Origin of the sequence: Citrobacter youngae, from assembly GCF_003818115.1 — a bacterium.
Classification (GTDB): Bacteria; Pseudomonadota; Gammaproteobacteria; order Enterobacterales; family Enterobacteriaceae; genus Citrobacter; species Citrobacter youngae.
The window spans coordinates 21,147-44,540 of record NZ_RPOI01000020.1 but is presented as its reverse complement, the minus strand read 5'-3'; the positions used below and the strand labels follow the sequence as shown (position 1 = coordinate 44,540).

Sequence of the window (23,394 nt, the reverse complement as noted above, 5' to 3'; positions counted from 1 at the left end):
TGTTGTTGAGAATGATTTCCTTTGTGCAACATCTTCAGACAAACTTGATAAGGCCGTTGAGAAAATTAAGAACGGTGATAAGTCATTAGCAACTGCTAATGACTTATCAAGCTGGAGAATGCCGATAAACGTAGCGATGCACTGGTTCCTAAATTCACCAAAGATCCTTCACATATGCGCCGGGGTTTTTCCCCGATAATTCCCCATTGCTTCCCCATACAGAAAACAGGCATAAAAAAACCAACCGTAGAAGGTTGGTTTTTTGGGGAATTTTGGTCGGCACGAGAGGATTTGAACCTCCGACCCCCGACACCCCATGACGGTGCGCTACCAGGCTGCGCTACGTGCCGACACTTATGGCTGCTAATACTACTGCTTTCCACCACGAATGCAAGAGGATGGACTGCTAACTGATTTATAATTAATCAGTTAGCGATAAATCGTTTCTCATCCGTCAGCACTTGCAGCAGCAAACTTAGCTGCGGTTTCTGATCTTTAATTTTCTCGCCGCGTAAATTATAGGTCTGGTAATTACCGTTGTTATTAAGCACCAGCGTCATCTCTGGTGTGGTAATGGCCATGGTGCTGCTGTCAGCTGCCGTGACCCAGTAATGGCGGCGTGTTGCATTAAACAAATCCTGACCCTGTGAGTACTCGCTTGCTGGGGTACTGACGTGGAGCAGGCGCTGCATCAGTGTTGTCATCAGGTCAGTATGATCGGTCAGGCTATTAATACGCTGCGCAGGTGTTCCCGGCCAGTGAATAACCAGAGGCACCTGTAGATGGCCACGCGACCATGCGAAGTTATTCTCTTCCTGCGTCAACGGCACGCCCCGGCCCGCGGTAATAATGACCACCGTGTTGTTCAGTTTGCCGGAGTCACGCAGGGCGCTGAGTATACGGTTGATGTTGGCATCCACATCTTGCGCCGCGCTGGCGTAGCGTTTGGCAAAATTCTTCTGGTTGCTGTCATCAAGGTTCGTTCCGTTAAAGGAAACCCATGAGAACCAACGGTTATCATCTTGCGCATAGCGGCCCAGCCAGTTAATCCACTGGCTTGCAGTTTGTTGATCAGATTGCGTTTGCACGTTTGGCATCGAAAAGTCTGACAGCAATGCCTGGCGATACAGTGGGCTAGTGAAGCCATCAGAGGAGAACAATCCCAACTGATAACCTTGTTGATTCAGCGCAGAGATTAGCGCGGCAGGCGTTCGGGTCGACAAAATGCCGTCCATGTAGCTTGGTGAAACGCCATAAAACAGGCCAAAAATCCCGTTGTCGGCAGTATTTCCCGAACTCATGTGGCGCGTAAAGGAGATATTCTGCCCGGCAAATTCTGCCAGAGCAGGCATTTGCTGTTCAAAGCGCGAGTAGTTCAGACCGTCAACGGTGATCAGCAGGACATTCTGACCCGTTCCCATATCACGGTAACGCAGCTCACTGAGCGGATACTGGACGGAGACCGCTTCCGGATTACCCTGTTCAATCAGGCGGCGTTGATACTCTTGCGCATCCAACAGACCATGTTTTTCCAGAAACTTACGCGCCGTCATTGGGTAAGAGAGCGGCAGGTTCGCGCGCTGCATGGTAATCGGGCGATAGAAGTTGGCATCAGCCCAGATATACACCACGTGCGAGGCGATAAAGCAAATGAAGAAGAATGCGGCTAACGGTTTGGCAAAATGGCGGCGACGCGTCAGGCTGCGCAGTTTCTGCCAGCTCCAGGTCGCAAACAGCATTTCGATTAGCAGAATGATTGGCACACTGATAAACATCAGTTGCCAGTCACGCGCCGCTTCATTCTGGTCAGGGTTAATGACCAGCTCCCAGACGATGGGGTTGAGATGCAGGTGGAAGCGGGTAAACACTTCGCTGTCGATGAGCAACAGCGTCATGCCTGCTGTCGCCAGGATGGCTGATAAGAATCGCATCAGCCTCTGGGACATGACGATAAACGTCAGAGGAAACAGGATTAGCAGATAGGTGGCAAACACCAGAAAACTAAAATGTCCGACCAGGCTTACATAGGAATAAACACGCCCTGCAAGCGTTGTCGGCCAGTCGGCGACAAACAGGTAACGGCTACCGAGTACCATGGCCAACAGAATGTTGAACAAGGCAAACCAGTGCCCCCAGCTAACCATCTGGGAGACTTTCTCACGGTAGCGCTGACGATGAGTTACCATAAACTGTTGTTCGTTTCCCCGGAGCAGGCTCTTAATGCGCTTGGTCGTCGTTTACCGAAGACTGCAATGCGCGGGCAAAAGAGTTGGCAATCGCCTGGCGCTGGGCCGGTGCGATGCTTGTATTGATAAGGTTAGTCACCATATTTCCCAATACCATCAGGGAAAGATCGGTTGGCGCCTTATGTTTTTCCAGTACGTTGAGCATCTCATTCAGCAGTTGTTCAACGTGTTCGTCACTATAGCGGGAAATTTGTGGCATAAATCGAAATCAGTCTGTTCATGAAAGGGCAACATATTACCGTACAGACAGTTTTTTTTCTGCTTTTTTATCTTCTATTGCGTCACTGCCCGGCAGGTGGTTGAATACCGCCCGGTCTAAAAGGAGAGTTTATCATGAGTCTGGATATCAACCAGATTGCCCTGCACCAGCTTATCAAACGTGACGAGCAGAACCTTGAGCTGGTCTTGCGCGATTCATTACTGGAACCGACAGCGACGGTTGTCGAGATGATGGCTGAGCTGCACCGGGTGTATAGCGCCAAGAATAAAGCCTATGGCCTGTTTAGCGAAGAGAGTGAACTGGCGCAAACGCTGCGTTTACAGCGTCAGGGTGAAGAGGATTTTCTGGCATTTAGTCGTGCCGCGACCGGACGCTTGCGGGACGAGCTGGCGAAATATCCTTTTGCCGACGGCGGTATTGTCCTGTTCTGCCATTACCGTTATCTGGCGGTAGAGTATCTGTTGGTCGCCGTGCTGAACAATTTAAGTAGCATGCGCGTCAATGAAAATCTGGATATCAATCCGACGCACTATCTGGACATCAATCATGCGGATATCGTGGCGCGTATTGATTTAACCGAGTGGGAAACCAATCCGGAGTCCACGCGCTATCTGACGTTCCTGAAAGGGCGGGTAGGGCGCAAAGTCGCCGATTTCTTTATGGATTTCCTCGGTGCCAGCGAAGGTCTGAATGCCAAAGCGCAAAACCGTGGCCTGCTGCAGGCAGTGGACGACTTTACTGCCGAGGCGCAGCTCGATAAAGCTGAACGCCAGAACGTGCGTCAGCAGGTGTACAGCTACTGCAACGAACAGCTACAAGCCGGTGAAGAGATCGAGCTGGAGTCGCTGTCCAAAGAGCTTTCCGGCGTCAGTGAAGTCAGCTTCAGCGAATTTACCGCAGATAAAGGCTACGAGCTGGAAGAGAGCTTTCCGGCGGATCGCAGTACGCTGCGTCAGTTAACCAAATTTGCCGGAAGCGGCGGTGGGTTAACCATCAACTTCGACGCCATGTTACTGGGTGAACGTATTTTCTGGGATCCGGCTACAGATACTTTGACCATCAAAGGTACGCCGCCGAACCTGCGCGATCAGCTCCAGCGTCGCACGTCGGGCGGGAAATAAAACCGTTTGCCGGGTGAGAGCGTATACGCCTTATCCGGTCGACGAGAACCATCAGTATCGATTACAAAATCCCATAAAAAAACCCCGCCTTGGCGGGGTTTTTCTTCAACTTGTTTGCGATTACGCGCGAACGAAGTCGATGTGAGACAGCTTCGGCTTGAACGGGTGACGCTGTACAGCCTGAGCTTTAACTTTAACTTCTTTACCGTCAACAACGATGGTCAGAACTTCGCTGTAGAATTCAGCTTTAGCTTGCATGTTCATAACTGCATCGTGATCCAGTTCGATAGCAATCGGGGCTTCTGCGCCACCGTAGATGATTGCCGGGAACTTGTTAGCGGCACGCAGGCGGCGGCTCGCACCCTTACCCTGCTCTTTACGTACTTCAGCGTTGATAGTAAACATTTAAATCTCTCTTTAATAATTCCTGCTACAGGCGACCCAGCAACAGGTAAGTGATCTGCTTTGCGTATGCAAAAGCGGGCGAGATTCTATACTCAAACGGCTGGTACATCAATCAAAAGTACGATTAACCGCGTAATTCATGTGCCCGACGAAAGCGTCCTTCATAATCGAAGACCTTTTCACGGACCTGCCAGTACTGACCTTTCATGCGCGCGACCACGAAATCAGGATGACGTAACAGCGCCTGCTGGGCGAGGATATCGGCGGCGGTTATCCAGCGTAAGGGAATGCCGGGCGTTCGGGTGTGCGGGCGAATAAACAGTTGCTCGAAGGCTGTACGCTGCGCGGGAGTATGCAGGCGAAAGCGTTCGCTGACGTCGGCGCCATCTTCATCGTAATAGGTAATTTTCAGCCATTCGCCTTTTTCATCCTGCCCATTTTGTAGCGCCATCCCGCTGCAGCGCAAAACCAGCGCATCTTTAAGCCTGAGCGCGGCTTTCAGCATGTCATCCGGGTCAACCAGTACCGTGTCGCACTCCCGACAACGGCGGGCGGCGATGTCATTTTCCGCGTTGCACTGCGGGCAGTTTTTAAAACGGAAACGAAAATCGCACTGTTCGCGATGGCCGTCATCATCTTCAAACCATCCCTGACAGCGGCGGCCAAAGTGCTCAATCAGCGTGCCGTCGGCCGTTGTTTTTCCCCAGAAGGTGTTGGCAAAGCCGCAGGCAGGACAGAACACCTGTACCGGAACGTTGTCACTTTTCCCTTTGGGCGCACCCACTTCCGGGGCGTACAGGTCGTGTGGATTCCCGGCGTAATCAAGGATCAGACAGTCCGTTTTCCCCGGCGCCAGGCGCAACCCACGACCGACAATTTGTTGATACAGGCTAACTGACTCGGTCGGGCGCAGAATGGCGATAAGGTCGACGTGCGGGGCATCGAAGCCAGTGGTCAGGACCGACACATTCACCAGATAGCGAAAACGTTGGGCTTTGAACTCTTCAATCAACACGTCGCGTTCAGCGCCAGGCGTGTCCCCGGTGATAAGCGCCGCATCATCAGCAGGCAGCAGGCCGACTATCTCTTTGGCGTGCTCAACGGTAGCGGCGAAAATCATTACCCCTTTGCGTGTCTGAGCAAACTCGACAATCTGGCTGATGATATGCGGCGTTATTCGCTGCTGCTTTTTCAGTTCCTGATTCAGGTCCGCTTCGCTAAACAGGCCGTTACTTTGCGCCTGCAGGCGGCTGAAATCATATTGTACGACCGGCATGTCGAGGCGTTCTGGCGGCGTCAGGTAGCCATGTTTAATCATGTAGCGCAGCGGTAATTCATAAATGCAGTCGCGAAACAGTGCTTTTTCATCGCCGCGCACCATTCCGTGATAATGAAAATGATAAATCCAGCCTTTGCCCAAACGAAAAGGCGTGGCGGTAAGCCCGAGCAGGCGTAAGTGAGGGTTTACGTTGGTCAGGTGTGTCAGGATTTGTTGATACTGGCTCTCTTCATCATCACCAATGCGATGGCATTCATCGACGATGAGCAGGGAGAATTCTCCCTGAAAGGCGTCCAGATTGCGCGCCACCGACTGTACGCTGCCAAAGACCACTTTCCCGTGACTCTCTTTACGCTTCAGACCTGCGGCAAAAATATCGGCTTCCAGCCCCAGCGCGCAATATTTCGCGTGGTTTTGCGCGACCAGCTCTTTGACGTGCGCCAGTACCAGTACGCGACCCCGCGCCACGCGAGCCAGCTCGGCAATCACCAGGCTTTTGCCTGCGCCTGTGGGGAGGACGATAACTGCCGGAGTACGGTGATGGCGAAAATGGTTGAGCGTGGCATCCACGGCTTCTTTTTGGTAAGGACGAAGAGTAAAAATCATGGGCTCACAATATGTAACAGTCTCGCGTATAGTATGCCACGAATCTTTTTCCCTTGAGGGAAGTTGTTAGCTCGTTATACTGAGCGGAAAACGGCTCCACTTTTCGGGCATAACGCCCGATTTCCGTATTGTTACAGGCAAAATCACACTCATGCGACTTGATAAATTTATCGCTCAGCAACTCGGCGTCAGCCGCGCTATTGCCGGGCGTGAGATCCGTGGTAACCGTGTTACCGTCGACGGCGAAATCGTCAGAAATAGCGCTTTTAAGCTGCTGCCAGAGCACGACGTAGAATATGACGGTAATTCCCTGGTTCAACAAAATGGCCCGCGCTATTTTATGCTGAATAAGCCCCAGGGTTATGTTTGCTCAACGGATGACCCGGATCACCCGACTGTGCTCTATTTCCTTGATGAACCAGTGGCGCACAAACTACATGCGGCAGGGCGTCTGGATATCGATACCACCGGACTGGTGTTAATGACCGACGACGGACAGTGGTCACATCGCATCACTTCGCCTCGCCACCATTGTGAGAAAACCTATCTGGTGACGCTGGAGTCGCCAGTGGCAGATGATACCGCCGAACAGTTTGCCCGTGGCGTACAGTTGCACAATGAGAAAGACCTGACCAAACCCGCCGTGCTGGAAGTGATTACGCCGACTCAGGTACGTTTGACCATCAGTGAAGGGCGCTATCATCAGGTTAAACGTATGTTTGCCGCCGTGGGAAACCACGTTGTGGAACTGCATCGTGAACGCATCGGTGCCATCAAGCTTGATGAGGATCTGGCGCCCGGAGAATACCGTCCATTGACCGAAGAAGAAATCGCCAGCGTTAACTTAACCCCGCGTTAATTTCAGGAGCTAAATGTGACCACCCGGCAGAACTCTTCAATTGCCATTGTTTTTATCCTTGGCTTATTGGCCATGTTGATGCCGTTGTCGATCGATATGTATCTTCCGGCACTGCCGGTGATCTCTGCTCAATTTGGCGTGCCGGCAGGCAGCGCGCAAATGACCCTCAGTACCTATATTCTGGGGTTCGCGGTTGGGCAGTTGATCTATGGTCCGATGGCCGACAGCATCGGGCGTAAACCGGTGATACTGGGCGGGACTCTGGTTTTTGCGGCAGCAGCGGTCGCCTGTGCGTTGGCGCAAACTATCGATCAGTTGATCACTATGCGTTTCTTCCATGGTCTGGCAGCTGCGGCGGCAAGCGTGGTCATCAATGCCCTGATGCGCGACATCTATCCGAAAGAAGAATTCTCGCGCATGATGTCATTTGTCATGCTGGTGACGACGATTGCGCCACTGATGGCACCTATTGTGGGCGGTTGGGTGCTGGTATGGCTGAGTTGGCACTATATCTTCTGGATCCTCGCTGTGGCGGCGATTCTGGCCTCGGTGATGATCTTTACGCTGATCAAAGAGACCTTGCCCGTAGAGCGTCGCCAGCCGTTTCGCTTGCGCACGACTCTGGGCAACTTTGCCTCGCTGTTTCGCCACAAGCGCGTCCTGAGTTACATGCTGGCCAGTGGGTTTAGCTTTGCCGGGATGTTTTCTTTCCTGAGCGCCGGACCTTTTGTCTACATTGAGATCAACCACGTTTCACCGCAGAATTTCGGCTATTACTTCGCGCTGAATATTGTGTTCCTGTTCGTGATGACCATCATCAACAGCCGCTTTGTTCGGCGGGTTGGTGCACTAAATATGTTCCGTACCGGGCTGTGGATCCAGTTTGTGATGGCGGGCTGGATGGTATTCAGCGCGCTGTTCGGCGTTGGATTCTGGGCACTGGTTGTCGGTGTTGCGGCGTTTGTAGGTTGTGTGTCGATGGTGTCATCAAATGCGATGGCGGTCATTCTGGATGAGTTTCCACACATGGCCGGGACGGCCTCATCGTTGGCGGGGACGTTTCGTTTTGGCATCGGCGCGATTGTTGGCGCGCTGTTATCTCTGGCAACCTTTAACTCGGCCTGGCCAATGATATGGTCGATAGCGTTTTGCGCCACCAGCTCAATTCTCTTCTATCTCTACGCCAGTCGCGCCAAAAAACGGTGATCTATTACACAACCTGGGGGTCATAAGGCCTCCAGAGTTGATGTACATCAACCGCAAATCTATCATTTTCCCCGCTTATGTTTATTTTATGTAAAATCAATTTATGTAAAAAGTCACATCATTGTAGTTAAAAAGGTTGAGTTAGATCGCAGAAACGAGTACATATAGCGCGGAAACATGCCTGAACCGTTGAATAAATTTAAATAGTGGGTTCGGAAAGCGGCATAAAGACTGGGTGTAAACGTTTACCAACTGTCTAAAGACGTATTGTCAATGATGTGTTAATATTGATGTAAAATAATTGTGAAGTGATTGTACTTCCAGGGAAAGAAAGTGATGACATTACAACTCTCAATCGTTCATCGTCTGCCGCAGTGCTATCGTTGGTCGGTGGGTTTCGCAGGTTCAAAGGTTGAACCGATTCCGCACAACGGTCAGAGCAATGAGAACAGCCTGGTGGCCCTCAAATTGCTTAGTCCTGATGGTGACAGCGCATGGTCAGTCATGCATAAACTTAGCCAGGCTCTCAGCGACATTGAGGTACCTTGTTCCGTGCTGGAATGTGAAGGGGAACCGTGCCTGTTTGTGAATCGCCAGGATGAGTTTGCCGCGACCTGCAGACTGAAAAATTTCGGCGTGGCCATCGCAGAACCGTTTTCAAACAACAATCCGTTTTGAGCGTCAGCTTAGCGCGAGCAGCTGACGCGTATAGGCCTGTTGTGGCGCGTTAAATACGTGCTCGCATTGCCCCTGTTCCACGACTTCTCCCTGCCGCAACACAATTACCTGATGGCATAACGCACGTACAACATGCAAATCATGGCTGATAAAAATATAAGCCAGACGATGCTTTTCCTGTAAGGACTTTAACAGCGTGAGGATTTGCGCCTGTACGGTTCTGTCGAGCGAGGATGTTGGCTCATCCAGAATGATCAGCGAGGGTTTGAGAATCAATGCCCTGGCAATGGCTATGCGCTGGCGTTGACCGCCAGAAAACTCTGCAGGATAACGATGGCGGGTTTCGCTATCGAGTCCGACTTCAGCCATCACTGCTTTTACCTGCGCTTCACGCTGTTCAGCGGAAAGCGTTGGCTGGTGAACGCGCAATCCCTCTTCAATAATTTGTAATACGCTCAAACGCGGATTCAGTGAAGAGTTGGGGTCCTGAAAGACCACCTGAATGCGGTGACGTACTGGCAACAGTTGGCGGCGATTTAAGGTATGCAGCGCCAGACCATCGAACACAATACTGCCTTGCGATGTGATTAATCGCAGTAGCGCCAGACCAGTGGTACTTTTCCCGGAGCCTGATTCACCCACCAGTCCCAGTGTTTCACCGGGTCTGAGGGTAAAACTGACGTTGTTAACCACGACGTTATGATCCACCACGCGCTTGAGGATACCCTTGCGTACGGGAAAGGCGACCCTGAGCCCATTCACTTCCAGCAATGGCGGTTGTCCGGCGGCTAAAGGTACTGGATCGCCGGAGGGTTCGCTATTTAACAGTTTCTGTGTGTAGGAATGGGTTGGCGCGGCAAGCAGTGGCTCGGCACGGTTTTGTTCAACGCATTGACCGTTCTGCATGACGGCAATGGAATCGGCTAGCTTTCTCACGATGCTGAGATTATGAGTGATGAACAGCAATCCCATGTTCAGCTCACGCTGCAACTCCCGCAGCAGTTGCAAAATTTGCGCCTGCACAGAGACATCCAGCGCGGTGGTTGGTTCATCAGCAATTAGCAGCTCCGGGCGGGTTAACAGCGCCATAGCAATCATTACGCGCTGGCGCTCACCGCCGGAAAGCTGGTGCGGATAATCTGTAAGGCGTTTCGCTGCATGGCGAATGCCTACACGATCCAGACAGGTCAGAATTTCTGCCCGTGCGGCTTCCCGACGCATTCCCCGATGCAGCGACAGCACTTCATAAAGCTGCTTTTCCAGGTTGTGGAGTGGATTTAGCGACACCATTGGTTCCTGGAAAATCATGGCGATTTTATTTCCCCGCACACCGCGAAGCGTCTGCTCGTTAGCGTGAAGTAGTGATGCGCCGTGAAAGCGGATATCACCGGAGAGGTACACCGCAGGCGGCGTGGGCAACAGACGCAACACCGAAAGCGCGGTGACGCTTTTACCTGAGCCGGACTCGCCCACCAGCGCCAGCGTTTGTCCGGCATCAACGCGCAGTGACAGACTGTTGACCACGGTGCGCACGGTGTTCTGTTGGCGAAAACCTACCGATAAATTGTCAATAGCTAACAGAGGTTGTGTCATCTTAAATCGCCTTATTGGGATCAAATGCGTCGCGTACCGCTTCACCAATAAAAATCAGTAGCGATAATAAGAGGGCAACGGAGATGAACGCGGTGATGCCAAGCCACGGCGCCTGCAGGTTGTTTTTACCCTGCAACAGCAATTCTCCCAGTGATGGCGAGCCAAGCGGTAATCCGAACCCGAGAAAATCCAGCGAGGTGAGTGTGGTGATTGAGGCACATAAAATAAACGGTAAAAAGGTCAGGGCGGCAACCATCGCATTGGGTAGCATATGACGCAAAATAATACTGCTATCGCTAACCCCGAGCGCCTGAGCGGCACGAATATAATCAAAGTTTCGGGTGCGCAGAAATTCCGCGCGTACCACGCCCACCAGGCTCATCCAGCCAAACAGCACGGTGATCGCTAATAGCCACCAGAAGTTAGGCTGAACGACGCTGGATAGCAAAATAATCAGAAACAGCGTTGGCATACCGGACCACACTTCGATGAACCGTTGTCCCCACAGGTCTACCTTACCGCCATAATAGCCCTGTAGCGCGCCAGCCATCACCCCCATGACGCTGGAACACAGGGTCAGCATCAAGCCAAACAGAATTGAGATGCGGGTGCCGTAAAGGATACGCGCCAGCACGTCACCACCATTTGCGTCAGTACCCAGCCAGTTTTGCGCAGAGGGTGGAGAGGGGAAGGGCTTATCGGTGGCAAAGTTGATGCTGGTAGCACCGAACCGGATGGGGGCCCATAGTATCCAACCCTGTCTCTCCAGACGGTGTTGCAGCCACGGATCCTGATAATCAGCCTTTGTTGCTAACGGGCCGCCGAAATCGCTCTCACTGTAGTTTTTAACCAGAGGGAAATACCAGCTGCCGTCATAGCGTACCAACAGCGGCTTATCATTAGCGATCAGCTCGGAACACATGCTCAGGCCAAACAACACCAAAAAAATCCATAATGACCAGTAGCCGCGGCGGTTATGACGAAAACGCGCCCAGCGGGCCTGATTGACGGGGCTTAATCGCGACATTAGCGTCCCTCAAAATCAATACGAGGATCGACCAACGTATAGCTGATATCACTGAGGATATTGAGCAACAGGCCAATCAGGGTGAAGATGTAGAGTGTGCCGAACATCACCGGGTAGTCGCGCGATACGGTAGATTCATACCCCAGTAATCCCAGACCATTAAGCGAAAACATCACTTCAATCAGCAGTGAGCCGGTGAAAAACATACTGATAAATGTGGCGGGAAATCCTGCGATTACCAGCAACATGGCATTGCGGAACACATGCTTCCATAGAATATTTTTCTCACTAACGCCTTTGGCGCGCGCAGTAACGACATACTGCTTACGAACCTCATCCAGAAATGAGTTTTTGGTCAGCATGGTCAGCGCGGCGAACCCACCTACGACGGTTGCCAGCACTGGCAGGGTAATGTGCCACAGATAATCGGTAATTTTTTGATACCAGGGCAGGGCATCAAAGTTAGCGGACACGAGCCCACGTAGCGGGAACAGGTCGTAATAGCTGCCCCCGGCAAAAAAAACGATCAGCAAAATGGCAAACAGAAAGGCCGGAATGGCATAGCCAATAATAATAAATGCGCTGCTCCAGACGTCAAAACGACTGCCGTTGTGAACCGCTTTGCGGATCCCAAGCGGTATCGACACCAGATAGATGATGAGCGTACTCCACAGCCCCAGGGTAACGGACACCGGGAGGCTGTCTTTGATTAGCGTAAGAACAGAGGCACTGCGAAACAGACTATCGCCAAAATCAAAACGGATATAGTCCCAGAGCATCTTGAAATAGCGTTCATGAATGGGTTTATCGAATCCGTAACGACGGGTAATTTCCGCGATGACTTCCGGATCCAGACCCCGACCGCCACGGTAGTTACTGTCGCTGATATTCCCTACGCCGGTTTGCGCGTGGCTGGCGCGAACACCTTCGCTGCCCGCACCGGGCAACGCACCGCTTTGTCCGAACTCAATGGCGGCGACGGCCTGCTCAACAGGACCGCCAGGTGCTATCTGTACGATAAAAAAGTTGATAGTAATGATGGCCCAAAGCGTTGGGACCACCAGCAGCAGACGTCGAATCAGATAAGCGCCCATTTACTCTCCCTGTCGTCTGGCTGCGGGAAGCTTCGCCGCTTTGTTGACGTCATACCACCAGTTGTCGATGCCAATGGTATAAATCGGGCGGATCGCCGGATGCGAAAACTTATCCCACCAGGCGATACGATCTTCAGCCATGTACCACATCGGCAACATGTAGTAGTTCCAGGTTAATACCCGGTCCAGTGCCCGCCCCAACGGGATCAGTTTGGCTTTATTCCCTTGTGCGGCAATGATCTGGCTAATCAGTTTATCAATGACCGGGCTTTGCACTCCGGGCGCGTTATAGCTGGAGTCTATATATTCAGAGGCCCAGAGAATTTGCAGGTCTGAGCTTGGCCACGGCATTGCGCGATACAACCTTGGCATCATGTCATAGTCGCGACTGCGCAAACGGTTAGTGATTTGCGAGTTATCGACCTGGCGGATATTCATCGTAATGCCTAAGCGTTGCAGGTTGTGCTGGAACGGCAGCACCCACTGGCTGTTGCTACCTGCCGGGAGTAATAACTCGAAGGTCAGCGGTTTACCGCTGGTGCTATTTATCCGTTGTTGCCCTTTCAGTATCCATCCCGCCTGTTGGAGTAACGTATCGGCTTTCAACAGGTTTTCACGATCGTAGCCATCGCCTTTCGACATCGGTGGTTGATAGATTTGACTGAAGACTTCCGGTGGCAGCTCTTTTTTCAATGGCGCGAGGATCACCAGTTCATCCGCATCGGGATAACCCCTGGCTGCATACTCGGTGTTCTGGAAATAGCTGTTTGTCCGACTCCAGGCATTATAAAACAGGGCCTTATTCATCCATTCGAAATCAAAGGCCAGCGTAATCGCTTCCCGTACACGTCGGTCACTAAACATTGGACGTTGAATATTAAAGGCTAACCATCGTGTGTCCTGCGCGGACTCATTCTTTTGTTCGTCTTTGACAATGTAATGATTGGCGAAATTCTTGCCGGTATAACGGGTTGCCCAATTTTTTGCATCGTTTTCCAGTCGCAGGTCGAACGCTCCAGCCTTAAATGCTTCAAAAGCGACGTTATCATCTAAGTAGTAATCGTAGCGGAGGGTATCAAAGTTCCAGCGTCCGCGATTGACGGGCAAGTCAGCAGCCCAATAATCTTTGACGCGCGAATAAACAATGTACTGGCCCATTTTCCATTGACTGATGCGATAAGGGCCGCTGGCGAGCGGAGGTGATGATAAGGGATCGCTGAGCTTATGATCTTTCCAGTACTTCTCTGGCATCACCGGTAATGAAAACAGGCTGAGCATGTCCTCTTTACCCGGTTTGGCGAGTTCAATTCGCACTGTTAACGGGGCAATTGCCTTTACCGTCGTTCCTTTGTAGACCAAACGAAACTGCGGTACGCCTTCGGTCATAAATTTATGGAAGGTGAATTCAACATCGCGTGCGGTAATGGGTGAACCATCATGAAAACGGGCCCGCGGATTAATCGCGATTTCTACCCACGAATAATCATCGGCATAACGCGCTCTGTCAGCGATGAGCGGGTAGTAGCTGCCGGGTTCGTCATCCGAGGTGGTAAACAGCGTATCGTAGAGCGTTTCAGTGCGTGCGCCAGGGTTGCCGCGCATCGAATAGCGGTTGAAGTTGTCGAAGGTACCCAGGGCGGAGAGGGTGAGCTGCCCGCCTTTAGGGGCCGCGGGGTTAACATAATCAAAGTGATTAAAATTAAACGCGTACTTGGGTTCGCCCAACACGGCAAAGGCGTAGCTTTCTTTGATGGATTGGGCATGAACGTTAAACCCGATAAGGGCGATAAACAGAAGCAGTACGCGAGGAATCATATCACAGAGGTTTCCTTGTCCTGCCACAACCCGACAGGCTTCTTGCCTGAGAAATAGCGGTTGGGGTGGCGAGTGAAAATATATGAATCGCCTGGTGCGATCACCACGTTGGCTTATCGGATTGCGTCATCCAACGTACAAAATCATCAAGCATTAATGGGCGGCTGATCCAGTATCCCTGGAAGAAATGAACCCCGCGATCGCGCAGCCATCGGGCTTGCTCAGGCGTTTCTACCCCTTCAGCAACCGTCAGCATATTAAGACGCTTAGACAGTGTCAACACCGCATCCAGTACCGGAGACGTTAGCGTTTCTGTCCCAATGGCGTTGATAAATCCTCGGTCGATTTTCAGATAGTCAACGGTAAAGCGTTCCAGATAAATGAGTGCGCTATGGCCGGTACCGAAATCATCAATGGCAATTTCGAATCCGGCAGCGTGTAGCCATTCAAATAACTTTGAGGCTTCATGCTGATTGAGCATATCGCGTTCGGTGATTTCGAGTACAACCTGGAAATGGTGTGGCGGCAGGGAAGCGTTCAGGTGTTGAATATCGTCTTTAAAGCTTTCACCATGCAGGTGCGTTGGGGCGATGTTGAGCCCGAGCTTTGCGCCTTGCGGTAACACTTTTTTTAATGCGGGGGCATCACGGGCCACCAGTTTGAACAGATGCTGCGTCAGCGGCACGATCATTTGCTGTGATTCAGCGTAGTGAATAAACGCATCTGGCGGGATCTCACCTGTTGTCGGGTGGCGCCAGCGTAACAATACTTCTACCCCTTTTACTTCCAGCGTCTGCATTTCAACGACTGGTTGGTAGACCACATAAAACTGATCGTGCTTGATAGCGTTGAGAATATCCTTTCCCGGGCGTAAACGAACGGCGTAGTTGTAGTACCACAAAAGCAACCCGGTCATGATCCCGGCCATACATCCCAACATGACGGCATACCAGACGTCAGTGTACGTCCACTCTTGCGCGTATAACCGGATCTTCATCGGGATCCCTTTCAGCGTCGTCTGGCGCCAGGTGGTATCCGGAAGCGCGGAAACGTCCATCAGTTGGGATGAAAATGTCGTGATAGCGGTATCACCAACAATAATTGCAATACCGTCAAAATCATCTTCTCGGGCGGTATAGAGAAGGTAAGGCGCCAGATTGATATTCAGTGAGGAAAACACGCCGCTATTCTTAAATGAAGGATTCCGCTGCCAAATCATGATCGCCGGATTGTCCGGCATCATCGGGGTACCGGACAGTAATTCCACATCGACATCTTGCTTGAGATCCAGCTTCGGAACCAGCGACAGAATAGGCGAGTCCATCGCGCCAGTTGCGGATGAGCAGAAAGCAATACCATCTTTTACCAATAAAAAAGCGCGTACATTGAGGTTAAACGCTGCGCTGGCGGTTAGCCTGGCGGCAACTTGTTGGCAATTGTATGAGACCAGCGGCTGCAGGGCATCTGTTGTGCTTTTGAGGTCTGAGAGGTAACTGCTGATGTAATAGTCGATATCGGAAAGAAGCGTTTCGTACTTTACATCTCGTTTGTGCCAGGTGGCAAAAAACTGCAGGGTGCTGACAAGTACCGCGACGACTACCCCCGTAAAAATACAGGTAAAAAGGACATTTCGACTGGAAGATGAAGGACGTCTGAACATAGTTCCTTATGTTTACCTGGGGTATCTGCTTATTATTAAACGGCTTGATCTGTAAAACTATAACCTGGATTGATTCGTATAGTGAGATTTTTCTTAAACATAGCGCAACGCAAAAAGCACTGCCGAAGCAGTGCTTTTGATAAGTCTCATCAGGATAGCCAAGGGATAGCTGCCAAACGAAATTAACTGCGGCTCAGGACCCGGCGAGCTTCGTTGTAACGTTTTTTCCAGTAAGGCTCGTTCATGCTGGAAATGATAACGCCACTGCTGGTCGAGGCATGTACAAACTGGTTATTGCCGATATAGATACCGACGTGACGGCCGGTGGAACCCGCACGGAACAGAACCAGATCGCCTGTGCGCAGATTAGTGCGCGAAACGGATTTGCCCGTTTCCTGTTGCTCGTAGGTTGAGCGCGGAAGCTCTAAACCAAATTGCTCACGAAACGTACGCTGTACGAAGCTTGAACAATCAATACCTTTTTTGGTGCTGCCGCCAAGGCGGTAACGCACGCCTTTCCAGTCAGCATATTGGTCCATAATACGTGATTTAACATCGATATTACGTACCATATTTTCAAATTCATCCTGAGAGGCTTGCAGTGAAGAGTTATCTCCATTGCCCACAGCATGCGTCTCAGAATGCATATTCCTGGCGGTGTTCGTTGTGCTACATGCAGAAAGCAGAACCGCAACTGCTATCGCGGGTATGCCCCGCAAGATATATCTCAAAATCGGTTGAGATTTGACCATTTTGTTTGTTTTCCCTTGAAGTCCTTAACGATAAATATCGTTATAAAAAATGCCAAACGTGACGAGACTAATTACCAACGCATGATGAGACAATTCTTTAAGGTCAAATCTGTGGCAGAACGCACAAATTTATTCTTATAGTGAATAATTATCCCGCGAGGCAAAACGAGTCTGAGGTTACCCGATCGCTCCGGTCATTGCGAGTGATTTTATGTGATTTCTTATAAGAAAAAGTGATACAGAAAGTGAATAGACTGCATTGGCTAAATTAAGAACAAATAGAGTGAAAAACACGCAATTCATTCATTTTAAACAGGAATAATATGACAGGAGAATGACAGTCAGAAGGATAATTTCCTGGCAGATATCATCAGGAAATCAGAAGCATTCCTGATGATGTTAATTACTTTGCGTTATTTGTTTAAAAATTGTTTGTTTTTGCCGGGAAGATAATGAATAAACAGCGTAACCAGACGGTCGCTTAATGGCGTCATTAACCACCAGGGCAAGCCAATCAATACGACGGTCATAGAACCTACCACGATATCTGTAAGCCAATGTGCGCCGATCATTACGCGTGGAAAGGCAAAAACCACAGTGATAATAAGGCCGATTATTCCTGCGACTTTTCCGAAATAACGTAGCATAAATGCGGAAAAAATAAGCAGCATCATACCGTGATCGCCAGGAAAACTGTCTCTGGACGCATCTTTTGTTGAAATATGCAGCAGCTCGCTGACGCGATTAATATTATCGAACGTGAGGGTGGGGCTGGCGCGCTTAACCGGAATAAGCGCCTGGCCCAGTTGGTTTAATATCACCGCTGTTAGCAGCATCACCAGCCCAATTGCCACAATACGACGACGACCTTCCTGCGTTTCTTTTAACCAAAAACTCAGCATTAATGTGCCCATCGCCAATAATGAGCAGCCGTCAAATGCCCGGTTATTGGTGACCGCGACAATCCACAGGAAGAGCGGGCTCTCAACCAGCTTATGATTGAAGAAGTGGAAGATGCCCGAATCGAGAGAAAACCAGAGCCCATGCCCATGTGGAAGGTACCAGGACAAAAACAGCGCCAGACCAGCAATATTAAGCAGGAGTATTAGTGGGTATCGGGTTTTCATCGTCGTTTACCATTGCCATAAAACGGAGGCAACCTTACGCGCCAGCGTCTAAACGAAGCCTCAACAATGCACTCTGTAATGCATTCCAGTCGGTCTCGGTATCGGAGATGAGTTCAATGCGGCTGTCTGGAGGGGCGACGTTTTGGGTCTCAATATGCCAGTCCTCACCCTGACGATTGATACGCACCAGCCCCTCTTTAATACGCATCACTCCCTTCACGCGGCCGACAGGGGCGAGACGTGACCATTCCAGCAGGCCGATGGTATCGAACACCGTGTCAGCGTCAAAAATCCAGCCGCAGGCCTGATGCCCCTGACCGCTGTTCAGACTGCGGCGCCAGCGTTGCTGGGCAGGCAGGCTTAGTGCTGCCAGCCCTTTTTATCAGCATGCTGGTGAGTATGTGCCGCACTGGAGGGAAGTTCTGTCAGATTCAGTCGGGGCAAATCCAGTAATTGTCCGTCGATCTGTCCATGATCGGCATAAACTAACTGGCGGTTACCGCCGTAGTGCTGCCACCAGGTTTGCAGAGCAGTTTCGCTTTCTGTCGTGGCACGATCGGATTTATTGGCAACGATGATATCGGCAGAGGCCAACTGATCGCGGAAATTCTCATTCGCGACGCTTTTTTCATCCAGCAACAGGCGCGGATCAAGGATACAGAGAGTTGCGCGCAAGTCGATCCACGGTTCGTAAACCGGCGCGGTGAGTAAATCCAGAATCTGTTTGGGATGCCCGAGGCCGGTGGGCTCAATCAGCAGCCGATCCGGTTTTCCCTGACGTAACAGCGTATTGAGGCCAACCTGCATGGGCAAACCATTAACGCAGCACATACAGCCGCCGGGGATCTCTTTGAGCATTGCGCCGCTGTCGGCGAGCAGTGCGCCGTCGATACCCACTTCGCCAAACTCATTGACCAAAACGGCCCACTTCTCTGCGGGATCTTTGTTGGCCAATAGATGAAGAATAGATGTGGTTTTGCCACTGCCGAGAAAACCCGTGATGAGATTGGTTTTAGTCACGCTTACTCCAGATTCATAAATTACCGTAATGGCTTTTAACAATCCTGGCGAAAAACGGGGGAAAAGAGAAGCGCAGAGAGGACGAAGACGAACTTCGTCCTGTTTAATGGCAGAAATCGTTAACTTTTTAACGTCTCGATGACCGCCTGATGTGCACCGTATTGGGCGATACGTTGCCAGGCTCGTTCCACGGTATCGATGAATTGTGGGTTCTGCGCGAGGTCAGTGGCAAAGATTTCGTGCAGTGAAAGCAACGCGCTGACGCGTTCTGATTCCGTACTCTGTTCGACGATAGTGCGGATTTTGTCACTCATCGGGTCACGAATATCGATAATTTCACCTGAATCATCAATCCCGCTTACGTAGCGCATCCAGCCCGCAATGCCGAGTGCCAGCAGCGGCCACTCGCTTTGACGTGCTAAATGAACGCGGATCCCGTCCAGCATACGTTGCGGTAATTTTTGGCTGCCATCCATCGCGATTTGCCAGGTTTTATGTTTCAGCGCCGGATTGGCAAAGCGTTCCAGCAGGCTGTCGGCATACTGGTCCAAATCTACATCGGTAATTTGCAGCGTGGGGGCCTGTTCGCTGAGCATCAGCCGGTAAGCGGCTTCACGAAATGCGCTGTCCTGCATACAGTCGCTGATATGCTGGAATCCCGCCAGATAGCCGAGATAAGCGAGAAACGAATGACTGCCGTTCAGCATCCGCAGTTTCATTTGTTCCCACGGCAAGACGTTTTCGACCATCTGGACACCTGCCGTTTCCCATTGCGGACGGCCGCTGACAAAATGGTCTTCAATAACCCACTGAATAAACGGCTCGCAGCTGATTGCGCAAGGGTCTGCCACGCCTAATTCGCGGGCGATTTCATCCAGTGATTCTTCCGTCGCTGCCGGGACAATCCGGTCTACCATGGTTCCCGGGAAACTGACGTGCTCCCGAATCCAGTTAGCCAGTTCAGGTGAGCGTTTCTCCGCCATTCCCAGTACAGCGTTTTTTACCACATGACCGTTGTCCGGGATGTTATCGCAGGAGAGGACGGTAAACGGTTGCAGCCCACGTTGACGTCGGCGGTGCAGTGCTTCAACAATAATTCCGGGTGCGGAGTGCGGTTCAGCCGGTGTCTGCAGATCGTGAATAATACGCGGGTTAGCGATATCGAGTGACCCCGTGGCAGGATCAATACAGTAGCCTTTTTCCGTAATGGTTAACGAAACAATAGCGACCTGAGGCTCGCAAAATTTTTCGATAATAGCCGCCAGTGAATCCAGCTTTGCATTCAGGCACTCGTTGACGGCCCCGACGATAATCGGCTGGTTGCCGGCCGCACCTTTTTCCAGCACGGTAAATAAATGATCCTGCTCGCGTAGCTGGCTCATCAGCCGGTCGCCGCTGAACAGGCTGATCTCACAAATCCCCCAGTCTCCACCCTGCGCATTCAGCACCCGGTCGGTCAATAACGCCTGATGGGCGCGATGAAATGCACCGAAACCAAAATGTACGATCCGCGTTTTTAGCTGTTGGCGATCGTACTGAGGCATCACGACATTTTCCGCAAGAGACGCTGAGGCAATAGTCTTCATTAAATACACCTGATTAACCATTAATTAACAATGGTAGTATAAAGTTATATGACAACAAATTGAATTGGTGTGCCTCATTTATCCGGGTAATGTGAGCTGGATCAATCAATGATGGGCGGTGTGTTGATCGTATACCGGATGCCTGTATGGTAGTCGTCATAAAAGTCGTTTAATTTGGTATAACAACTTGTGAGGTGAAGTAATGGAACAAACCTGGCGTTGGTACGGACCAAACGATCCAGTATCGCTTGACGATGTGCGTCAGGCTGGCGCAACGGGTGTTGTGACCGCCTTGCACCACATTCCCAACGGTGAAGTGTGGCCCGTAGAAGAAATTCAAAAGCGCCAGGCTACCCTGGCCGAAAAAGGGCTGACCTGGTCGGTGGTGGAAAGTATCCCTGTTCACGAAGATATCAAAACGCGTTCAGGTCAATATCAAACGTGGATTGCCAACTATCAGCAAAGTATTCGTAACCTGGCGACCTGCGGCATCGATACCGTGTGCTACAACTTCATGCCGATCCTGGACTGGACGCGTACTGACCTTGAATATCAGCTACCGGACGGGTCCAAAGCGCTGCGTTTTGACCAGATTGCCTTTGCGGCTTTCGAGCTGCACATTCTGCAACGCCCGGGAGCTGAAGCGGATTATACCGACGAAGAACAACGCCAGGCGCTGGATTACTTCAATGCCATGAGCGATGCAGAAATTGAAAAGCTGACCCGCAACATTATTGCTGGCCTGCCTGGTGCCGAAGAAGGTTATACGCTGGATCAATTCCGCTCGCGTCTGGCGGAATATGATGGGATCAGCAAAGATGATTTGCGCAATAACATGGCTGTCTTCCTGCGGGCGATTGTGCCTGTTGCTGAGGAAGTTGGTGTACGTCTGGCAGTGCATCCTGACGATCCGCCAAGGCCAATCCTCGGTCTGCCACGTATCGTGTCGACCATTGAAGATATGCAATGGCTGAAAGAAACGGTAGACAGTATCAATAACGGTTTCACCATGTGTACCGGTTCGTACGGCGTGCGCGCCGATAACGATCTGGTAAAAATGATTGAGACCTTTGGCGATCGTATTCACTTCACACACTTGCGTTCAACCTGCCGTGAAGAAAACCCGAAAACCTTCCACGAAGGCGCACACTTGCAGGGCGATGTGGATATGGTATCGGTGGTGGCAGCTATTTTGAGCGAAGAGCAACGCCGTAAGAAAGCGGGTGATTTGCGTCCGATCCCAATGCGCCCGGATCATGGGCATCAGATGCTTGACGATCTGCATAAGAAAACGAATCCGGGCTATTCCGCGATTGGTCGCCTGAAAGGACTGGCAGAAGTTCGCGGCGTGGAGCTGGCGCTGAAAAAAACGCAGTTCCGCGATCTGCTGTAATTCGCCCAACACCAGGCAATAAATTGCCGGATGGCGCTTGTCCCGCCCCCGGCAATACTCAGGTGCGTTGTTATTGCTGTAATAACGCACACCTCTCCTGCTCCAGTACGTTTAATACCTTTCTGAGGTGCGGCACCTGCAGTCCGCCAAAACCAAAGAACATCACCGCATCGGAATTTTTTTGCCGCCACGCTGTTTCTGAGCCGTTTTCAATTTCCTGTAATGTATCAAAGCGCACCCCTGCCTGCAGGCAGCGCTGGCGTAGTTTTGCGATGACGTCAGGCGACCAGTCAATGCGTAATGAGAGATGTAACCCTGCCGTGGCACCATCGATCTTTCCTTCAGGGAACAAGGCTGATAAGCCATCACGCAGTAATGCGAGGCGTGCTGCATAGTTGCAGGCTAGCTTACCGAGATGGGTATAAAACACCTGGTTTTGCATTAACTCGGCTAAAAACTGCTGCAATAACCACTGGCTACCATTGTTGTTCAGCGCTTTCATATTTTGAACGGCGGGCAGCAGCTCATCGGGGCAAACGAGGTAACCGAGACGTGCCCCCGGTCCCAGCGTTTTTGAGAAAGTCCCCATGTAGATAACCCGGTTGTGGTAATCCATGGCTTTCAGTGCCGGAAGGGGATTCTCGCCATACGTAAATACGGCATCGTAATCGTCTTCAATAATCCAGGCGCCCACTCGCTGTGCCCAAGTGAGTAATGACTTACGTCGTTCAAGTGACAGAACACTGCCCATTGGATACTGGTGAGCAGGTGTCACATAACAAAGCTGGGTTTCAACCTCGGGTAAATTATCGGTGCACAGCCCGTGATTATCCACGGCAATAGACGTAATATCGGCACCATAATAATTAAACAGATGCCATGCGCCAGAATAACAAGGTGATTCGGCGACCACGTGACACTTTTTATTCTGGCTTAGTGCATGATGAATAATGAATATTTGACTGAGCAGTGACAACCCTTCCTGAATTCCATCAGTAATGATGATGTTTTGTGCACTGGTATTAATACCACGGGATAAATTAAGGTATCTGACAATTTGCTCACGCAATGAAAATAATCCATTTGGTGAATGATATCGAGTCAGTAGCTGCTCTTTAAGTACGCTGGGGGCATTATTCCATTTACGCCAGCTTGACCAGGGAAACGCATTGGGATCAGGGACGCCCATCCGGCAATAGCACTCACGTCCCATTTCAGCGTAAACATCGGTAGAAACACCGGCAGGCTTAGGCTTTATCGGTGGTGAGCCTTCCGCAGATGGCACGTGTGTTGGGGGACTACGCATAGGTGCCGTAAATGTGACTTCATAGCCGATACCCTGCCTGCTCTTAATAAAACCGGCCGCCATCAGTTTTTCATACGCCATCACCACCGTGATTTTGGCCACGTTTAGCGTCTGTGCCTGTTCGCGGATAGAGGGCAGTTTATCCCCACAAAGCAAATCGCCTTGCTGAATTGCCTGAAAGTAGAATTGAAAGATCTGTAATTGTAGCGGGGTGCGACTTTCCCTATTGAGAAACAGTGCCAGCATGAGGAAATTCCTTGTTTAAACAATAGCGGCATATTACACGTTTCAGAATATTGCTATTTTGACACGCCTCATAGAGTTAAGGCTGTTCCTATAATCTGAAATCGCTGTCTCTATTTTTGCTTTTTAATATCCCTTAGCGTGACGCTATTAAAAAA

At 50.9% G+C, this 23,394-nt stretch carries 18 protein-coding genes, 1 tRNA gene and 2 pseudogenes; 6 read left to right on the top strand and 15 right to left on the bottom strand.

Annotation, left to right across the window (positions count from 1 at the left end; all coding sequences use genetic code 11):
• Positions 1–4: 4 nt before the first annotated feature.
• Positions 5–177, top strand: a pseudogene (locus EHN13_RS24640) (VENN motif pre-toxin domain-containing protein); the annotation flags it as partial.
• A gap of 96 nt (positions 178–273) precedes the next feature.
• Here EHN13_RS24640 and EHN13_RS17055 read toward each other — a convergent pair.
• The 3 genes from EHN13_RS17055 to EHN13_RS17045 form a co-directional block, all read right to left on the bottom strand.
• A tRNA-Pro gene (locus EHN13_RS17055) sits at positions 274–350 on the bottom strand.
• A gap of 75 nt (positions 351–425) precedes the next feature.
• A complete protein-coding gene (gene yejM / locus EHN13_RS17050) occupies positions 426–2,186 on the bottom strand; it encodes an LPS biosynthesis-modulating metalloenzyme YejM (protein ID WP_061068183.1) in 1,761 nt (586 codons plus the stop codon).
• Between the two features lie 31 nt (positions 2,187–2,217).
• Positions 2,218–2,445 (bottom strand): YejL family protein, encoded by a 228-nt coding sequence (locus EHN13_RS17045; RefSeq protein ID WP_003027506.1) that lies wholly within the window; start codon positions 2,443–2,445, stop codon positions 2,218–2,220.
• 134 nt (positions 2,446–2,579) lie between these two features.
• Between EHN13_RS17045 and yejK the strand changes: the two genes are divergently transcribed.
• On the top strand, positions 2,580–3,587 hold the full coding sequence (yejK, locus tag EHN13_RS17040) for a nucleoid-associated protein YejK (protein ID WP_005129293.1): 1,008 nt from the start codon (positions 2,580–2,582) through the stop codon (positions 3,585–3,587).
• A 120-nt stretch (positions 3,588–3,707) separates the two neighbouring features.
• Here yejK and rplY read toward each other — a convergent pair whose 3' ends face one another.
• Both rplY and radD read right to left on the bottom strand, forming a co-directional pair.
• Positions 3,708–3,992, bottom strand: coding sequence for a 50S ribosomal protein L25 (gene rplY / locus EHN13_RS17035; protein WP_003027502.1), 285 nt, complete (start codon positions 3,990–3,992; stop codon positions 3,708–3,710).
• Positions 3,993–4,116: 124 nt separating this feature from the next.
• Positions 4,117–5,877: a DNA repair helicase RadD gene (gene radD, locus EHN13_RS17030; RefSeq protein WP_061068182.1), complete on the bottom strand. Its 1,761-nt coding sequence runs from the start codon at positions 5,875–5,877 to the stop codon at positions 4,117–4,119.
• A gap of 151 nt (positions 5,878–6,028) precedes the next feature.
• Here radD and rsuA point away from each other — a divergent pair, with 151 nt between their 5' ends.
• The 3 genes from rsuA (at position 6,029) to EHN13_RS17010 (ending at position 8,620) form a co-directional block, all read left to right on the top strand.
• On the top strand, positions 6,029–6,736 hold the full coding sequence (gene rsuA, locus EHN13_RS17025; RefSeq protein ID WP_101741551.1) for a 16S rRNA pseudouridine(516) synthase RsuA: 708 nt from the start codon (positions 6,029–6,031) through the stop codon (positions 6,734–6,736).
• A 15-nt stretch (positions 6,737–6,751) separates the two neighbouring features.
• Positions 6,752–7,942 carry a Bcr/CflA family multidrug efflux MFS transporter gene (locus EHN13_RS17020; protein WP_048211138.1) on the top strand — a complete coding sequence of 397 codons (1,191 nt, stop codon included), beginning with the start codon at positions 6,752–6,754 and terminating at the stop codon, positions 7,940–7,942.
• Between the two features lie 333 nt (positions 7,943–8,275).
• Positions 8,276–8,620, top strand: coding sequence for a YejG family protein (locus tag EHN13_RS17010; protein WP_087051313.1), 345 nt, complete (start codon positions 8,276–8,278; stop codon positions 8,618–8,620).
• A 3-nt stretch (positions 8,621–8,623) separates the two neighbouring features.
• On the opposite strand, the gene yejF is transcribed toward EHN13_RS17010, so the two are convergent.
• The 9 genes and pseudogenes from yejF to EHN13_RS16965 all read right to left on the bottom strand — a co-directional run bounded on the left by yejF (position 8,624) and on the right by EHN13_RS16965 (position 20,294).
• Positions 8,624–10,213: a microcin C ABC transporter ATP-binding protein YejF gene (gene yejF, locus EHN13_RS17005; RefSeq protein WP_048211140.1), complete on the bottom strand. Its 1,590-nt coding sequence runs from the start codon at positions 10,211–10,213 to the stop codon at positions 8,624–8,626.
• A 1-nt stretch (position 10,214) separates the two neighbouring features.
• Positions 10,215–11,240, bottom strand: a complete 1,026-nt coding sequence (locus EHN13_RS17000) for an ABC transporter permease (RefSeq protein ID WP_061068180.1) — start codon at positions 11,238–11,240, stop codon at positions 10,215–10,217.
• On the bottom strand, positions 11,240–12,334 hold the full coding sequence (locus EHN13_RS16995) for a microcin C ABC transporter permease YejB (RefSeq protein WP_115643154.1): 1,095 nt from the start codon (positions 12,332–12,334) through the stop codon (positions 11,240–11,242). The genes EHN13_RS17000 and EHN13_RS16995 overlap by 1 nt, the downstream gene beginning before the upstream one ends.
• Positions 12,335–14,149: an extracellular solute-binding protein gene (locus tag EHN13_RS16990; protein WP_124021784.1), complete on the bottom strand. Its 1,815-nt coding sequence runs from the start codon at positions 14,147–14,149 to the stop codon at positions 12,335–12,337.
• Between the two features lie 100 nt (positions 14,150–14,249).
• Positions 14,250–15,809, bottom strand: a complete 1,560-nt coding sequence (locus EHN13_RS16985; protein ID WP_124021783.1) for a cyclic di-GMP phosphodiesterase — start codon at positions 15,807–15,809, stop codon at positions 14,250–14,252.
• Positions 15,810–15,991: 182 nt separating this feature from the next.
• Positions 15,992–16,561, bottom strand: coding sequence for a bifunctional murein DD-endopeptidase/murein LD-carboxypeptidase (mepS, locus tag EHN13_RS16980; protein ID WP_003027474.1), 570 nt, complete (start codon positions 16,559–16,561; stop codon positions 15,992–15,994).
• A gap of 413 nt (positions 16,562–16,974) precedes the next feature.
• Entirely contained in the window at positions 16,975–17,688 is a 714-nt protein-coding gene (locus tag EHN13_RS16975; protein ID WP_048211144.1) for a phosphatase PAP2 family protein, read from the bottom strand.
• 34 nt (positions 17,689–17,722) lie between these two features.
• A pseudogene (locus tag EHN13_RS16970) lies at positions 17,723–18,708 on the bottom strand (CobW family GTP-binding protein).
• Positions 18,709–18,827: 119 nt separating this feature from the next.
• A complete protein-coding gene (locus EHN13_RS16965) occupies positions 18,828–20,294 on the bottom strand; it encodes a mannitol dehydrogenase family protein (RefSeq protein WP_115643156.1) in 1,467 nt (488 codons plus the stop codon).
• 202 nt (positions 20,295–20,496) lie between these two features.
• Here EHN13_RS16965 and uxuA point away from each other — a divergent pair, with 202 nt between their 5' ends.
• Complete coding sequence (gene uxuA / locus EHN13_RS16960) at positions 20,497–21,687, top strand: mannonate dehydratase (RefSeq protein WP_124021782.1); 1,191 nt, start codon at positions 20,497–20,499, stop codon at positions 21,685–21,687.
• Between the two features lie 70 nt (positions 21,688–21,757).
• On the opposite strand, the gene pdxR is transcribed toward uxuA, so the two are convergent.
• Positions 21,758–23,239 carry a MocR-like pyridoxine biosynthesis transcription factor PdxR gene (pdxR, locus tag EHN13_RS16955; RefSeq protein WP_061068176.1) on the bottom strand — a complete coding sequence of 494 codons (1,482 nt, stop codon included), beginning with the start codon at positions 23,237–23,239 and terminating at the stop codon, positions 21,758–21,760.
• Between the last annotated feature and the right edge of the window lie 155 nt (positions 23,240–23,394).

Coding starts and splice junctions, on each gene's coding strand:
- pdxR (WP_061068176.1), bottom strand. CDS start 23,239: ATGCTGGCACTGTTTCTCAATAGGGAAAGTCGCACCCCGCTACAATTA.
- EHN13_RS16995 (WP_115643154.1), bottom strand. CDS start 12,334: ATGGGCGCTTATCTGATTCGACGTCTGCTGCTGGTGGTCCCAACGCTT.
- EHN13_RS16985 (WP_124021783.1), bottom strand. CDS start 15,809: ATGTTCAGACGTCCTTCATCTTCCAGTCGAAATGTCCTTTTTACCTGT.
- EHN13_RS16990 (WP_124021784.1), bottom strand. CDS start 14,149: ATGATTCCTCGCGTACTGCTTCTGTTTATCGCCCTTATCGGGTTTAAC.
- EHN13_RS17045 (WP_003027506.1), bottom strand. CDS start 2,445: ATGCCACAAATTTCCCGCTATAGTGACGAACACGTTGAACAACTGCTG.
- rsuA (WP_101741551.1), top strand. CDS start 6,029: ATGCGACTTGATAAATTTATCGCTCAGCAACTCGGCGTCAGCCGCGCT.
- EHN13_RS16965 (WP_115643156.1), bottom strand. CDS start 20,294: ATGAAGACTATTGCCTCAGCGTCTCTTGCGGAAAATGTCGTGATGCCT.
- radD (WP_061068182.1), bottom strand. CDS start 5,877: ATGATTTTTACTCTTCGTCCTTACCAAAAAGAAGCCGTGGATGCCACG.
- yejM (WP_061068183.1), bottom strand. CDS start 2,186: ATGGTAACTCATCGTCAGCGCTACCGTGAGAAAGTCTCCCAGATGGTT.
- rplY (WP_003027502.1), bottom strand. CDS start 3,992: ATGTTTACTATCAACGCTGAAGTACGTAAAGAGCAGGGTAAGGGTGCG.
- uxuA (WP_124021782.1), top strand. CDS start 20,497: ATGGAACAAACCTGGCGTTGGTACGGACCAAACGATCCAGTATCGCTT.
- EHN13_RS16975 (WP_048211144.1), bottom strand. CDS start 17,688: ATGAAAACCCGATACCCACTAATACTCCTGCTTAATATTGCTGGTCTG.
- mepS (WP_003027474.1), bottom strand. CDS start 16,561: ATGGTCAAATCTCAACCGATTTTGAGATATATCTTGCGGGGCATACCC.
- yejK (WP_005129293.1), top strand. CDS start 2,580: ATGAGTCTGGATATCAACCAGATTGCCCTGCACCAGCTTATCAAACGT.
- EHN13_RS17000 (WP_061068180.1), bottom strand. CDS start 11,240: ATGTCGCGATTAAGCCCCGTCAATCAGGCCCGCTGGGCGCGTTTTCGT.
- yejF (WP_048211140.1), bottom strand. CDS start 10,213: ATGACACAACCTCTGTTAGCTATTGACAATTTATCGGTAGGTTTTCGC.